The organism is Bradyrhizobium sp. JR4.3 (assembly GCF_040547695.1).
In the GTDB taxonomy this organism is placed as follows: domain Bacteria; phylum Pseudomonadota; class Alphaproteobacteria; order Rhizobiales; family Xanthobacteraceae; genus Bradyrhizobium; species Bradyrhizobium canariense.
In genome coordinates, this window is the sequence record NZ_JBEPQF010000007.1 from 193,094 (window position 1) to 206,793 (window position 13,700).

Consider the following 13,700-nt stretch of genomic DNA (forward strand, 5'->3'; position numbering starts at 1 on the left):
GCCGACGCCTGCGGGGGAATCAGTATGAGCGACCTCGATCCCGGATCTGCATCACGTTCCGGTCGTCGCGTTCCAAAGCCAAAAACCAATGGCATGTCGGAGCCCGATTCCCGGGCAGAATTGCTGCTCGCCCTGCAGGCCATGCGCAACGGCGATTTCTCCGTGCGCATGAGCGGCGACTATCTCGGCATCGACGGCAAGCTCGCGGACACTTTCAACGACATCATCGCCGCCAATCAGCGCATGGCGCAGCAGCTCGAGCTGGTCGGCCAGGTCGTGGGCCGCGAGGGCAAGACGCGGCAGCGCGTAAAGTTTGGGCTGGCCTCCGGCTCCTGGGCCGACATGGAAGGCTCCGTCAACACGCTGATCGACGATTTGCTGTGGCCGACGCGCGAGGTGACGCGCGCGGTCGCGGCCGTGGCGCAGGGCGACCTGCTCCAGACCGTCAAGCTCGACGTCGATGGGCGTCCCCTGCGCGGCGAATTCCTGCAGTCGGCGACCATCGTCAACACCATGATCAAGCAGCTCGGCGTGTTCACCTCCGAGGTGACGCGCGTGGCGCGCGAGGTCGGCACCGAGGGCAAGCTCGGCGGCCAGGCCCAGGTACCTGAGGTGACCGGCGTCTGGAAGGATCTGACCGAGAGCGTCAACTCGATGGCGAACAACCTGACGAACCAGGTTCGCAACATCGCCGAGGTGACGATCGCGGTTGCGAACGGCGACCTCTCGAAAAAGATCACGGTCGACGTCCGCGGCGAGATCCTTCAGCTCAAGGAAGCCATCAACACGATGGTGGACCAGCTCCGTTCCTTTGCCTCGGAAGTGACGCGCGTGGCGCGCGAGGTCGGCACCGACGGCAAGCTTGGCGGCCAGGCCATCGTGCCAGGCGTCGCCGGCACCTGGAAGGATCTCACCGATAGCGTCAACGCGATGTGCGGCAACCTCACCGCACAGGTGCGCAACATCGCCAACGTCACCACCGCCGTGGCGCGCGGCGACCTGTCGCGCAAGATCACGGTCGACGTGCGCGGCGAGATCCTGGAGCTGAAGGACACCATCAACACCATGGTGGACCAGCTCAACTCGTTCGCCTCGGAAGTGACGCGCGTGGCGCGCGAGGTCGGCACCGAAGGCAAGCTCGGCGGCCAGGCCCAGGTGCCGGGCGTCGCCGGTACCTGGAAGGACCTCACCGACAACGTCAATTTCATGGCGTCGAACCTCACCGCGCAGGTCCGCAACATCGCCGATGTTGCCACCGCCATCGCGAGCGGCGACCTGTCGAAGAAGATCACGGTGAACGTCTCGGGCGAAATCCTTCAATTGAAGGAAACGCTCAACACCATGGTCGACCAGCTCAACGCCTTCGCCGGCGAAGTCACGCGCGTCGCGCGCGAGGTCGGCACCGAGGGGCGGCTCGGCGGCCAGGCCAACGTGCTAGGCGTCGCGGGCACGTGGAAGGACTTGACCGAGAGCGTCAACTCGATGGCCTCGAACCTCACCGCGCAGGTCCGTAACATCGCCGAGGTGACGACCGCGGTCGCGGGCGGCGATCTGTCGAAAAAGATCACGGTCGATGTCCGCGGCGAAATCCTGGAGCTGAAAGACACCATCAACACCATGGTGGACCAGCTCAACGCCTTTGCCGGCGAAGTCACGCGCGTCGCCCGCGAGGTCGGCACTGAAGGCAAACTCGGCGGCCAGGCCCAGGTGCGCGGCGTCGCCGGCACCTGGAAGGATCTCACCGACAGCGTCAACTCGATGGCCTCGAACCTGACCGGCCAGGTCCGCAACATCGCCGAGGTCGCGACTGCGGTGGCCAAGGGTGATTTGTCGAAGAAGATCACCGTCAACGTGTCAGGCGAAATCCTTCAGCTGAAGGAAACGCTCAACACCATGGTGGACCAGCTCAACGCCTTCGCCGGCGAAGTCACGCGCGTCGCGCGCGAGGTCGGCACCGAAGGCAAGCTCGGCGGTCAGGCCGAAGTGCCCGGCGTCGCCGGCACCTGGAAGGACCTCACCGACAGCGTCAACTCGATGGCGGGCAACCTCACCGCCCAGGTCCGCAACATCGCCGAAGTCGCGACTGCGATCGCCGGCGGCGACTTGTCGCGCAAGATCACCGTGGACGTGCGCGGCGAGATCCTTCAGCTCAAGGACACGCTGAACACGATGGTCGACCAGCTCAACCGCTTCGCCGGTGAAGTGACGCGCGTCGCGCGCGAGGTCGGCACCGAAGGCCGGCTCGGCGGTCAGGCCAACGTGCCCGGCGTCGCCGGCACCTGGAAAGACCTCACCGACAGCGTCAACTCGATGGCGGGCAACCTCACTGCCCAGGTCCGCAACATCGCCGAAGTCACCACTGCCGTGGCGCGCGGCGACCTCTCGCGCAAGATCACCGTCGACGTCCGTGGTGAGATTTTGGAGCTGAAGAACACCATCAACACCATGGTGGACCAGCTCAACGGCTTCGCCGGTGAAGTGACGCGCGTCGCGCGCGAGGTCGGCACCGAAGGCAAGCTCGGCGGCCAGGCCGAAGTCCCCGGCGTTGCCGGCACCTGGAAGGATCTCACCGACAACGTCAACTTCATGGCCTCGAACCTGACGGCGCAGGTCCGCAACATCGCCGAGGTCGCGACCGCGATCGCCGGCGGCGACCTGTCGAAGAAGATCACGGTGGACGTGCGCGGCGAAATTCTGCTGCTCAAGGACACCTTGAACACCATGGTCGAGCAGCTTCGCTCCTTCGCCGCGGAAGTGACGCGCGTCGCACGTGAGGTCGGCACCGAGGGGCGGCTCGGCGGCCAGGCCGTCGTGCCCGGCGTCGGCGGCACCTGGAAGGACCTCACCGACAACGTCAACCTGCTGGCCGCGAACCTCACCACCCAGGTCCGCAACATCGCCGAAGTCACCACCGCGGTGGCGCGCGGCGACCTGTCGCGCAAGATCACCGTCGACGTGAAGGGCGAAATCCTCGAGCTCAAAAACACCATCAACACCATGGTGGACCAGCTCAATGCGTTCGCCGGCGAAGTCACGCGCGTTGCACGCGAGGTCGGCACCGAAGGCGAACTCGGCGGCCAGGCCCAGGTGCCCGGCGTCGCCGGCACCTGGAAGGATCTCACCGACACCGTCAACTTCATGGCGGCGAACCTGACCGAGCAGGTCCGCGGCATCGTCAAGGTGGTGACCGCGGTCGCCAACGGCGACCTCAAGCAGAACCTCACCGTGAAATCGAAGGGCGAGGTCGCCGCACTCGCCGACACCATCAACAACATGACCGAGACGCTCGCGACCTTCGCCGACCAGGTGACGTCGGTGGCGCGCGAGGTCGGTGTCGAGGGCCGGCTGGGCGGTCAGGCCGACGTGCCCGGCGCCGCCGGCACCTGGAAGGACCTCACCGGCAACGTCAATTTGCTGGCGGCCAACCTCACCTCGCAGGTGCGCGCGATCGCGGAAGTGGCGACCGCCGTGACCAAGGGCGACCTGACGCGGTCGATCCAGGTCGACGCCCGCGGCGAGGTCGCGGAGCTGAAAGACAACATCAACACGATGATCACCAACCTCCGTCTCACGACGGACGTGAACACCGAGCAGGATTGGCTGAAGACCAATCTGGCGAAATTCACCAACATGCTTCAGGGCCAGCGCGACCTCACCACTGTCGGTCGCCTGCTGCTGACCGAATTGTCGCCGCTGGTGAACGCGCATACCGGCGTGATCTATCAGGTCGAGAACGAAGACAATCCGCGGCTCCTGCTGCTTGCCTCCTATGCCGGCGACGGCGTCTATCCGTATCCGCGCGTGCTGCCATTCGGCGACGGCCTGATCGGCCAATGCGCGCTCGACCGGCGCCCGCGCGTAATTGCGGACATTCCGCCCGACGTGGTGCCGATCAATTCGGCGCTGCTTCGCGTCGCGCCGAAGAACCTCGTGGTGCTGCCGGTGCTGTTCGAAGGCCAGGTCAAGGCGGTCATCGAGCTCGCCTCGCTCACCTCCTTCACGACCTCGCAGATGACCTTCCTGGAGCAGCTCACGGACTCGATCGGCATCGTGCTCAACTCGATCGAAGCGACAATGCAGACCGAAGGCCTGCTCAAGCAGTCGCAGCAGCTCGCCGGCGAACTCCAGACCCAGCAGCGCGAATTGCAGCAGACCAATGACCAGCTCGAACAGAAGGCGCAGCAGCTCGCCGAGCGCAACGTCGAAGTCGAGCGCAAGAACCAGGAGATCGAGCAGGCCCGCCGCGCACTGGAGGAAAAGGCGACCGAGCTCGCGCTGACCTCGAAGTATAAGTCCGAATTCCTGGCCAATATGAGCCACGAGCTGCGCACGCCGCTGAACTCGATCCTGATCCTCGGCCAGCAGCTCACCGACAATCCGGACGGCAATCTTACCGGCAAGCAGGTCGAATTCGCCCGCACCATCCACGGCGCCGGCACCGACCTACTCAATCTCATCAGCGACATTCTCGATCTCTCCAAGATCGAGTCCGGTACGGTGACGGTCGACGCCGAGGAAATCCTGACCGCGAACCTGCTCGAGACGGTCGGGCGGCCGTTCCGTCACGAGGCGGAGAACCGCAATTTGTCGTTCAAGATCGACGTCGATCCGAATCTCGCACGCAGCCTCGTCACCGATTCCAAGCGCCTGCAGCAGGTTTTGAAGAACCTGCTCTCCAACGCCTTCAAGTTCACCGCCGAGGGCGAAGTGCGCCTGAAGGTCGCCGCCGCGGTCGGCGGCTGGGGCACGGATCATCCCGTACTGAACTCGGCGCCGGCCGTGATCGCATTCGAAGTGTCCGATACCGGCATCGGCATTCCCCTGGAGAAGCAGAAGCTGATCTTCGAGGCGTTCCAGCAAGCGGATGCCGGCACCAGCCGCAAATATGGCGGCACCGGCCTCGGCCTTGCGATCAGCCGCGAGCTCGCAAGCCTGCTCGGCGGCGAGATCCACCTGCGCAGCTTGCCGGGCAAAGGCTCGTGCTTCACGCTTTACCTGCCGCTGAAATATTCCGGCCCGACGCTCGCGCCCCGCGCGACGCCCCAACAAAGCCAGCCGCCGGCGCTGCAGCCCGCTACAGCCGAACCGCAGCGCGTCATCGAGCAGCTTCCCGACGACCGGCTCAACCTCGAACCCGGCGACAGTATCCTCCTGATCGTCGAGGACGACCCGCACTACGCACGCGTGCTGGTCGACCTCGCGCGCGACAAGGGATTCAAGGTGCTGGTCGCCGCACGCGGCGCGGAGGCGCTGGAGCTAGCAAAGCAGTACCAGCCGAGGGCCGTGTCGCTCGACGTATTCCTGCCGGATATGCTCGGCTGGACCGTGTTGAGCCAGCTCAAGCACAATCCGCTGACCCGCCACATCCCCGTGCAGATCATCACGCTCGACGAGGACCGCCAGCATGCGCTGGCGCGCGGCGCCTTCTCCTTCGTCAACAAACCGACGACGACCGAGGGCGTCTCGGCCGCGCTGACCCAGATCAAGGAATATGCGCGGCCGCGGCGCAAGCGGCTGCTGATCGTCGAGGACAACGAGGCCGAGCAGCTCTCGATCCGCGAGCTCCTGCATCACGACGACATCGAGATCGTGACGACCGGCACCGGTGCCGACGCGCTCTCGATGCTGCGTGAGACCCCCTGTGATTGCGTCGTGCTCGACCTGCGCCTGCCCGACATGACCGGCTTCGAGGTGCTGGACCAGATCCGCAACGACGAGGCGCTCTCGAACGTTCCGGTCGTCGTCTTCACCGGCCGCGAGCTGTCGGCCGAGGAAGATGCGGAGCTCCACACCATGGCGCGAAGCATCGTGGTCAAGGGCGTGGAATCGCCGGAGCGCCTGCTTGACGAGACCGCGCTGTTCCTGCATCGCGTGATCACGGAGTTGCCGGTCGAGAAGCAGCGCATGCTCGAGAAGCTGAACAGTTCCGACGAAGACCTGATCGGCAAGACAGCCCTGCTCGTCGACGACGACGCCCGCAACATCTTCGCGCTGTCGAGCGTGCTGGAGCGGCGCGGCATGAAGGTGCTGACGGCCACGACCGGCAACGAGGCGGTGACCTTGGTCGAATCCAACCCGGAGATCGCCATCGTGCTGATGGACATCATGATGCCGCAGATGGATGGCTATCAGACCATCGGCGTCATTCGTGAAAATCCGACCTTCGCCCGTCTTCCGATCATCGCGTTGACGGCCAAGGCCATGAAGGGCGACCGCGAGAAGTGCCTCGAGGCCGGCGCGTCCGACTACCTCGCCAAACCCGTCAACACCGATCAATTGCTGCTTGCAATCCGCATGTGGCTGCACCGCTGAGTTGGATGCCCGTATGGACCACGAAAAGGTCAACATCCTCCTCGTCGACGACCAGCCGGCCAAGCTGCTCGCCTATGAGGTGATCCTGAAGGATCTCGGCCAGAACCTCGTGATCGCCTCGTCCGGTCGCGAGGCTCTCGAGGTGCTGCTCAAGACCGAGATCGCGGTGATCCTGGTCGACGTCTGCATGCCCGAGCTCGACGGCTTCGAGCTCGCCGCGATGATCCGTGAGCACCCGCGCTTCCAGAAGACCGCGATGATCTTCATCTCGGCCATTCAAGTCAGCGACATCGACCGCCTGCGCGGCTACGAGATGGGCGCCGTCGACTACGTCCCGGTCCCCGTCGTGCCGGAGGTGCTGCGCGCCAAGGTCAAGGTGTTTGCGGAGCTCTATCGCAAGACGCGCGAACTCGAACGACTGAACCAGGATCTCGAGGACCGCGTGCGCGCACGCACCGCCGAGCTGGAGAATTCCACTGCAAAGCTGCGCGAGAGCGAAGAGCGGCGCAGTATGGCGATCGCCGCCGGCAAGATGGGTTCCTGGGACTGGGACTGGATCACCGGCGACTGGATGTGGGACGAGGGACAGTACCGCATCTTTGGTGTTGGCCCGGAGAGCTTCGCGGTGAATCCGGCCAACGTTCAGGCGCTGTTGCATCCGGATGACGTCGATCAGTTGCGCAAGGCGATCGCCGAATTCAACAAGGGCACACGCTCCTATGAAACGGAGTTCCGCATCGTGCGGCCCGACGGCGATGTGCGCTGGTGTGTCGGCACGGCCGCCGCCACGGTTGACGATAGCGGTCGGGTCATGCGCGTCAGCGGCGTGACGGTGGACATCACCGAACGCAAGCGCGCCGAGGAACGGCAGACTCTCCTGGCGCGGGAAGTCGATCATCGCGCCAAGAATGCGCTGGCGCTGGCGCAATCGATTGTGCGCCTCACCCGCGCCGACGAGGTCAAAGCCTATGTCAGCGCCGTCGAGGGACGCATCAATGCACTGGCGCGCGTGCATACGATCCTGTCGCTGTCGAGCTGGCAGGGCGCAGAACTCTCGAAGCTGATCGACGAGGAGCTTGCGCCCTATTCCCTCGGCGGCCAGATCAAATTGGCGGGGTCCGAAGTTCAGTTGCTGCCGGCGACCGCCCAGACGCTGGCGCTGGCGCTGCACGAGCTTTTCACCAACTCGGCGAAGTATGGCGCGCTCTCGACGCGGACGGGACGGCTCGCGATCGACTGGCAGGTCGAGGACGAGCTGCTCACGCTGACGTGGGAGGAATCCGGCGGCCCGCTTGTCATGACGCCGAAATCCCGCGGCTTTGGTACGCGGAGCCTGCTTGCGAGCGTCGAGTCCCAGCTCGGCGGGCAGGCGCGATTCGATTGGCGCGCCGAGGGTCTGTTGTGCCGGCTCGAGGTGCCGTTGGTCCGCAAGACTGCCGCGACGACTGCGCCCGGAAACTTCGAAGCCGCGAGCTCCGCCGAATTGCAGCGCGCGTCCGGTTAACCGGAGGCCGCACTCTTCCTGCGCTGCGTCGTTTGCGGTTCGCGCGCGACCCGCCCTTCGAGCCAGGCTTCCGTTTGGGCGAGATCGCGCAGCGCCTTGGCATAGCGGCGCGCCGCGCTTCGCTCCGCGCCGCGGGGCAGTTTGCGCGCTTTGCGGAGGATGTCCGCAGCGGCGTTGCGATAAGCCAGAGAGCGATAGAGAAAGACCACCTTACCCATATCGAATGTTCCCGTGTTGCAGGGTCATTCTCGCCCACCCGGCATGAACGTCGGATGAAGCGGGCGATAACGATTCCTTCATGCGGGTGGAACCGGCGCGTGTCGCAGGCGTTTCATGCGGGATTGGGATAGAGTTCCATGCGCGCGAAGAAGTCGTCGGACCTGATCTCTCCCAGCGGGCTCGTCAAGCTGATGACGCACGCGATGATGGGCGCAGCCCTCGGGCTCGCTTTCAGCCTCTTGCTCGTGCTGTCCAATCCCGGCGTCGCCAATTTGCTGAGTCACGGCGGAAGGCAGGCCGTTGTCGTTTTCGCCCTCACATTGGTGACGACGTTCGCGATCGGCGCAACACTGACCGGGGTCGTATTCATCCTCGAAGAGGACAAGCAATCTTGAAGGATGCGTGCTTTACCGGAACTTCCTTGTTCGGAACTCCTGCGACCAATGGCAGTTGGCTGCCTGCGTCAATTCAACTCAGGGAGTTCCCGCATATGAAGACCACCAAGCTCGCTCTTGCCGTGATGTTGGCAACCGGCCTCGCCGCCGCACCGTTCGCCGTGCAGGCCAAGTCGCACAAGGCAAAACACGGATCCTCGATGTCATCGTCGCAGACCACCACGGGCGCCAACACCAAGTCTTCCAAGGGTGCTGATCCCTCCGGTCAGGGCGGCTCCGGCCCCGGCTCCGACCAGGGCGGCACCATGACGAACAACAAGGGCGGCATGAGCAACACCAAGTAGGTGTTCCCCGAAATCATGAAGGCCCCGCGATCGCGGGGCCTTTTGCTTTGGTGTTCAAACGAACTTTTTCTCGGGCCGCTTCGTCGACATGCGGTATCGACGAGCCCCGCACGCGCGTTACGCCAAGGCTCAGCTACGATGGCTGCCCAGGATGTCAGGGTGGACGCCCGCAGGATCTGATTTCACCAGATGATCGAGCCGTGCCCGCTTGCGGGCGATCAAGAGCTGGGCCGCGGCGTCGTCGAGCCCCTCGCGTTGCAGCTGCCGGATGGCAGAGCCCAGTTCGAGAATCTCGGCGCGCAGCTTTAGAATCCGGTACACATCCGGGTCTTCCCCCACCGTGCGCTCCCAAAGCTCTCAGCGGCGCGCGACCACGCGCAGAGGACTACCTGCTGCCTTCGCGGAACGAAGGCGCATCCTATCGCGGACATTCGGCAGGACATCGCCGCCACCTGCAGCCTTCCATTCGCCGATCAGCAGATTGATTTTCCGGCGCAGATCCATCTGCGCCAGGGCCTTCTCCGTGCAGTCGCGATCGCGCTCGACGAGTTCGCGGACGGACACCTCGATATCGGCCATTTCCAACCTCAAGGCGCTGATTTTACGTCGAATTTCATTAATTCTATTGTCCATGACTTGTTAGAACAAAATAAGAACATATAGTCAAGTCACGATTTCAGAAGGGAGAAGCGATATGCAGGTTCAGGGTAGATACGACGCCAAAGCTTTCCTCACCGAGCAGATGACGCGGGCGCAGGGCCTCCGGCTGAAACGGCTGAGCGAAGAGGCGTATCAACCCGCGCAATATGCGCGGGATCTGTCCTCCAGCGAGGCAGCGCGGCGCATTCAGGTGCTGGAAGCGGAGATCGAGCTGGCGGATTCGTTCTAGGCTAGGCCGCGTATCCGGGACGTTGCTTGCGCTTTCGGAACTATGCCTGTCTCGGATTGTTTTCCCAGGCCAAGGGAGAACATGCATGGCACGCAAGGCAAAGAAGCGCCGCTACTCGCGCAGCTCCGGCAGCGATGTCGAAGGCGAGATGAAGCGCTACAAGAAGGGGACCGCGAAAAGCGGACTTGGCGGTCGAGGCGGACGCGTGAAGAGCCGCAAGCAGGCGATCGCGATCGGCCTGTCGAAAGCGCGCAAGAAGGGCAAGAAGGTCCCGAAGAAAGCAGCGAAACGGAAGTCGTCCAAGAAGACGTCAAAGAAGACATCTCGGAAAACATCCAAGAAGACTTCGAAGAAGAGTTCGAAGAAAACGTCGAAGCGCAAATCTTCCAAACGGTCGCGCTGACCTCCGTCAGATCATGCTGCCCGGCATGAAGCAGCGGATCGACACGCCGAACGCGGTCTTCACCGGCCACACCATGGTGCGGCCGGCCCGGTTCGGCTCGGTGATCACGGCTTCGTCCGGTACCTCGACCCATTCGCCGTCGAGCCGCACGCGATAATGTCCATTGTGCGAGTCCCAATCGGGATCGGCGACGGCAAACCCGTCCGCATCCGAGCAGCACGGACCGAGATGGCTGCGCAGGCCGTCGAACCACGGCTTAAGAGGTGAGTCCGCGTAGCGGCCGTCGTCACGCCCGAGAGCGTTTCCGCCCCACAGCACGAACGGCGCCACGAGCAGCGCAGCCGTCAGCGAGAGCTTCAATCGATCCATGTCGGCACCGATCAAATACGAATTGCCGGCCGGCTCAGCGGCGGCAAGTTCGAAGTTCCACGCTTGCAATCGTCGGCGGCTTCATTGCCGCCGAGTCCATACGAGATCCGTAATTGTGATGAACGAACACGGCTTTTTCGGACGAACCGGGTCATCCTCCCTGCCGTTAACGAGAATGTTATCGGCGGGCATCCGAAATCCTGAAGGCGAACAGGAAAGGCGGCCCGTAGGCCGCCTTTTTGGAGTTGCGCCGATCGACGTTCGACTTATGCGAGCGGCACCGCCACGAACCGGGTCGCCTGCGCGCTTCTGACCTGCAGCAGCACGCTGCGCTTGCCGGACGATTTCGCCTGCGCCAGCTCCGAACGGACATCGCCGATATTGGCGACGGCCTTGCCCCCCACATTGAGGATGACGTCGCCGGTCTGGATGCCGCGCTGCGCGGCCGGCCCTTGCGGATCGACTTCGGTGACGACGACGCCCTTTTGGCCGGCGCCCTGGACGTCCCCGGCCGGAGCCAGGCTGAGGCCGAGACGCGGCGGCATGCCGGCATCTGGCTGCGACTTGCCCTCGTCGGCTCTAGCCTGCCGCTCGTTCGGCAACTCGCCGAGCGCCAGTGTCACCGTCTTGTTGTCGCCCTTGTGGACGACATCGAGCTTCACGGACGTGCCTGGCGCCAGGGTGGCGATGGTGCGGGCGAGATCGCGGGAATCCTTGATCGCGGTGCCATTGACGGCGGTGATGACGTCGCCCGCCTCGATGCCCGCCTTCGCTGCCGGGCTGCCGTCCTGCGGATTGTCGACGATCGCGCCGCGCGCCTCCTTGAGGCCGAGGCTGTCGGCGATATCCGACGTCACCGGCTGCACCTGCACGCCGAGCCAGCCGCGTGTGACCGCGCCCTTGTCCTTCAACTGTGCGACGACGAGCTTTGCGGTCGAGGCCGGAATGTCGAAGCCGATGCCGACCGAGCCGCCGGAGGGCGAGAAGATCGCAGTGTTCACGCCGATCACGTTGCCATTCATGTCGAAGGCCGGGCCGCCGGAGTTACCCTTGTTGATCGGCGCGTCGATCTGGATGAAGTCGTCATAGGGACCGTTGCCGATGTCGCGACCGCTGGCCGAGACGATCCCGGCGGTCACGGTGCCACCGAGGCCGAAGGGATTGCCGACCGCGACCACCCAGTCGCCGATACGCGGCTTCTGGTCGGAGAATTTGACGAACGGAAAATCCTTCTTTCCCTCGACCTTGATCAGCGCGAGGTCCGTCTTCGGATCGGTGCCGACCACTTTCGCGCTGTAGATCGCGCCGTCGTCCATCGTCACTTGCACCGACTCGGCGTGATCGACGACGTGGTTGTTGGTCACGGCGTAGCCGTCCGCTGAGATGAAGAAGCCGGAGCCCTCACCCGTGATCATCTGGCGGTGCTGGCGCGGCATGCCTTCCATGCCACCCGGGCCGCGGAAGCCGAATTGCCGTGAGAACTGGTCGAACGGCGATGCTTCGTCCGAATCCATCCGGTTCTGTTGCAGCATCGCGCTCTTGTCGTTGTCCTGGTCGATCCTGACCCGGACCGAGATGACGGCGGGTTTGACCTTGCTGACGAGGTCGCCGAAGCCCGGCGGTGTCGCGGCGCTCTCCGCGGCCTGGGCGGGCGCAATGAAGGAGTTCGCGCCGAACGGCGAAGAGCCGGGGGCAGTCGCCAGCACGGCCAGGCCAAGCGCGGCCACGGTGCCGAGCAGCGCGAGCCGGCGCGGTCTCAGGATCTTGCGGGACGCGGTGGTGTCGGAATTGACGTGATCGTTCATGTCGATATGTCCATGTTGGGTAAGTCGCCTTGGACCCAACATGGTGGTCGCCACCTTACAGCGTCCCGTCCACGCGATTAAATCTTGGCAAAGTAGCCGGGGCCGGCGACACGGCCAAAAGTCGAGACTGCACGTTTGATGCAGCTCAACGCGGGCGCTGCGCACCGTGAAAGACTGCAGCTACCGGATGATGTCCATCGGAGGCGGTCATGTACAAAGACATTCTCGTCCACATCCCTACCGAGCGGCCGATGCGCCCGGTGATCGATGGCTCGATCTCACTCGCAGCGGGCCTCAACGCCCATCTCGATGCAGTCGCGGTTGGCTATGTGGCAACCAGCGCGGCCTACGTGATGGAGGGCGGCGCCGCGGTGGCGGCGGTGTTCGAGATGGAGCGCGAAAGCGCAGTGGAGCGGGCCGAGGCGGCGCTCGCGGTGTTCAAGAGCGAAGCGATGAACGCCGGCATTTCCTACACATGCCACCCACTCGGAGCGATGCCGGGGGATGCGGTCGGGTTGCTTGGCGAGATGGCGCGGCTGCACGATCTCAGCATCGTGCTCCAGCCGGATCCGGCGCAAGGCTCACTCGACAACGATGTGCCCCGCGAGATCCTGTTCCAGGCGGGCGGGCCGGTGCTTTTCCTGCCCTACACCTTCCATGGAGCGTTCAAGGCGAAACGAATCGGCATCTGTTGGGATGGCAGCCGCCTCGCCGCGCGCGCCATGCGCGACGCCGCACCATTCCTGGCTCGCGCCGAGGAGATCGTGATCATTGCGATCAACGAAACAGATATGGTTCCCGACGAAGTCTCGACGCGCAATCTGGCAAGGCATCTCGGCCGGCGCGGACTGTCGACCCGCACCGTCAACCTGTCGGCGGCGCGCTCCGACATTCAGCCGACCATGCTGTCGCTGGCAGCCGATGAGAACCTCGATCTTCTGGTCATGGGCGGCTACGGCCATTCGCGATTGCAGGAGCGGTTCCTCGGCGGTGTCACCCGCGCCATGCTGGAAGCCATGACCGTTCCGACGCTGATGTCGCATTAATCGAGGGACGACCAGGTCGGGCCGGTCACAAGACCTGTCGTTCGGGCCGACAACCGCGTCCTTGAGCGGTGCCGGCGTCGGCAAGTTCGGGTCATATTCGAACAGGTTGGCCCGTCACGCCGCGGCGGGCCTCTCCCACGCCGAGGCCTCGACGCCGTCCTCGTCGTGTTGCGCATTGCACGCGTCGAAATGCGCCTTGAGTTCGACTTCGGCGAGATATTCGAAATGTTCGGCCTGGCCGAGCAGTTCCCAACTCTGGAGCGGCCGGTAGGCGGCCTGCTGACGACAGAGGGACGCTAGCGCGCGATAGCGACGTACGTTGTCCATGAGACCCTCCCTCGCATTCACAGAGCTTATTGCCCTTATTTGCGTCAGGGCGATGGCGGTTGTGCAAAAGATTTGCTGCGCCCGCCG

The 13,700-nt window shown here is 64.2% G+C and carries 13 protein-coding genes; 7 read left to right on the forward strand and 6 right to left on the reverse strand.

The window, feature by feature from the left end:
* Positions 1-24 precede the first annotated feature (24 nt).
* Both ABIB91_RS14345 and ABIB91_RS14350 read left to right on the forward strand, forming a co-directional pair.
* Positions 25-6,312, forward strand: coding sequence for a HAMP domain-containing protein (locus tag ABIB91_RS14345; RefSeq protein WP_007594784.1), 6,288 nt, complete (start codon positions 25-27; stop codon positions 6,310-6,312).
* Positions 6,313-6,325: 13 nt separating this feature from the next.
* Positions 6,326-7,816 carry an HWE histidine kinase domain-containing protein gene (locus ABIB91_RS14350; RefSeq protein WP_354161970.1) on the forward strand — a complete coding sequence of 497 codons (1,491 nt, stop codon included), beginning with the start codon at positions 6,326-6,328 and terminating at the stop codon, positions 7,814-7,816.
* Here ABIB91_RS14350 and ABIB91_RS14355 read toward each other — a convergent pair.
* Positions 7,813-8,034: a hypothetical protein gene (locus tag ABIB91_RS14355; RefSeq protein ID WP_007594788.1), complete on the reverse strand. Its 222-nt coding sequence runs from the start codon at positions 8,032-8,034 to the stop codon at positions 7,813-7,815. The genes ABIB91_RS14350 and ABIB91_RS14355 overlap by 4 nt on opposite strands.
* Positions 8,035-8,172: 138 nt before the next feature.
* On the opposite strand from ABIB91_RS14355, the gene ABIB91_RS14360 reads away from it, so the two are divergent.
* Both ABIB91_RS14360 and ABIB91_RS14365 read left to right on the forward strand, forming a co-directional pair.
* Positions 8,173-8,430: a hypothetical protein gene (locus ABIB91_RS14360; protein ID WP_007594789.1), complete on the forward strand. Its 258-nt coding sequence runs from the start codon at positions 8,173-8,175 to the stop codon at positions 8,428-8,430.
* A 95-nt stretch (positions 8,431-8,525) separates the two neighbouring features.
* Positions 8,526-8,774, forward strand: a complete 249-nt coding sequence (locus ABIB91_RS14365) for a hypothetical protein (RefSeq protein ID WP_007594791.1) — start codon at positions 8,526-8,528, stop codon at positions 8,772-8,774.
* Between the two features lie 129 nt (positions 8,775-8,903).
* Here ABIB91_RS14365 and ABIB91_RS14370 read toward each other — a convergent pair whose 3' ends face one another.
* Both ABIB91_RS14370 and ABIB91_RS14375 read right to left on the reverse strand, forming a co-directional pair.
* A complete protein-coding gene (locus ABIB91_RS14370; RefSeq protein ID WP_354161974.1) occupies positions 8,904-9,113 on the reverse strand; it encodes a hypothetical protein in 210 nt (69 codons plus the stop codon).
* A gap of 18 nt (positions 9,114-9,131) precedes the next feature.
* Positions 9,132-9,353 carry a hypothetical protein gene (locus tag ABIB91_RS14375; protein WP_007594795.1) on the reverse strand — a complete coding sequence of 74 codons (222 nt, stop codon included), beginning with the start codon at positions 9,351-9,353 and terminating at the stop codon, positions 9,132-9,134.
* Between the two features lie 115 nt (positions 9,354-9,468).
* On the opposite strand from ABIB91_RS14375, the gene ABIB91_RS14380 reads away from it, so the two are divergent.
* Positions 9,469-9,663: a DUF3072 domain-containing protein gene (locus ABIB91_RS14380; protein ID WP_007594797.1), complete on the forward strand. Its 195-nt coding sequence runs from the start codon at positions 9,469-9,471 to the stop codon at positions 9,661-9,663.
* An 85-nt stretch (positions 9,664-9,748) separates the two neighbouring features.
* Positions 9,749-10,066, forward strand: coding sequence for a DUF6496 domain-containing protein (locus ABIB91_RS14385; RefSeq protein ID WP_354161978.1), 318 nt, complete (start codon positions 9,749-9,751; stop codon positions 10,064-10,066).
* Between the two features lie 6 nt (positions 10,067-10,072).
* Here ABIB91_RS14385 and ABIB91_RS14390 read toward each other — a convergent pair whose 3' ends face one another.
* Both ABIB91_RS14390 and ABIB91_RS14395 read right to left on the reverse strand, forming a co-directional pair.
* On the reverse strand, positions 10,073-10,435 hold the full coding sequence (locus ABIB91_RS14390) for a hypothetical protein (protein WP_007594801.1): 363 nt from the start codon (positions 10,433-10,435) through the stop codon (positions 10,073-10,075).
* 266 nt (positions 10,436-10,701) lie between these two features.
* Complete coding sequence (locus tag ABIB91_RS14395; protein WP_354161981.1) at positions 10,702-12,240, reverse strand: Do family serine endopeptidase; 1,539 nt, start codon at positions 12,238-12,240, stop codon at positions 10,702-10,704.
* A 209-nt stretch (positions 12,241-12,449) separates the two neighbouring features.
* On the opposite strand from ABIB91_RS14395, the gene ABIB91_RS14400 reads away from it, so the two are divergent.
* Entirely contained in the window at positions 12,450-13,286 is an 837-nt protein-coding gene (locus ABIB91_RS14400; protein WP_007594814.1) for a universal stress protein, read from the forward strand.
* A 114-nt stretch (positions 13,287-13,400) separates the two neighbouring features.
* Here the strand turns inward: ABIB91_RS14400 and ABIB91_RS14405 are convergent, their stop codons facing one another.
* Complete coding sequence (locus ABIB91_RS14405; RefSeq protein WP_354127340.1) at positions 13,401-13,613, reverse strand: hypothetical protein; 213 nt, start codon at positions 13,611-13,613, stop codon at positions 13,401-13,403.
* Between the last annotated feature and the right edge of the window lie 87 nt (positions 13,614-13,700).